Consider the following 813-nt stretch of genomic DNA (forward strand, 5'->3'; position numbering starts at 1 on the left):
GCTTTGCTCTTTAGTATACGCGGCCTTGATTAACGAAGTCTTCGTTAGTCTTCTGTTCCCCGATAACTCAGTTGGTAGAGTAGCGGACTGTTAATCCGTTTGTCGCTGGTTCGAGCCCAGCTCGGGGAGCCAACTTCTTATTCCCACTTTCCTAACTTTATCAAAGCTGCGCTTTGAATTAATTCTTTGTAGATCCACTCCAATCTATAGACCAGGCCTAAGACCTGCAGGATACAACCAGACCGTTTTTTTCACCCCCAAATAAGCCACATCGATTTGCCAACTATAAATATCGCAAACACAAACAAAAAAGCCCCTTACTTTCGTAAGAGGCCTGCCTTTAATCTCAACTATTAAAACTAGTTAAAGCTAATAGCTTTCTGGTAGAAACTTGCCGGGATACGTATATTTGTAGTAAATGATCTGAAGTCTGCATTCTCATCACCATCATCCAGAATAACCTCAATACTTCCACCTTCGCGCTCCAGGAAGCCCTTAACAGCATCCATACCAACACCACGCCCTGAAACGTCCGTAACCTCATCCGCAGTAGAGAAGCCCGAGGAGAAGATCAAATTAGCGATTTCACTCGCTGAAGGCTTCGGATCGGATTCTGCATAAATACCCTTCTCGATCGCCATTTTATAGATACGGCTAATTGCAATACCGCGCCCGTCATCGCGAACCGCAAGGTTTGCCAAATCGTCTATATAGCTAACGTCCAGACTAATAGTACCACTTTCAGATTTTCCTTTTTCAAGGCGCTCATCAATCCCCTCAATACCGTGATCCATAGCGTTTCTGAAAACATGC

The 813-nt window shown here is 44.4% G+C and carries 1 protein-coding gene and 1 tRNA gene; one reads left to right on the plus strand and one right to left on the minus strand.

Annotated features, from left to right (window positions below; translation table 11 throughout):
• Positions 1-56: 56 nt before the first annotated feature.
• Positions 57-132, plus strand: a tRNA-Asn gene (locus A3761_RS25305).
• Positions 133-359: 227 nt separating this feature from the next.
• Here A3761_RS25305 and A3761_RS25310 read toward each other — a convergent pair.
• Positions 360-813: ATP-binding protein (locus tag A3761_RS25310; protein ID WP_231881318.1), on the minus strand; the 454-nt coding region annotated here is incomplete at its 5' end.

The sequence above is a fragment of the Oleiphilus sp. HI0123 genome (assembly GCF_001635315.1).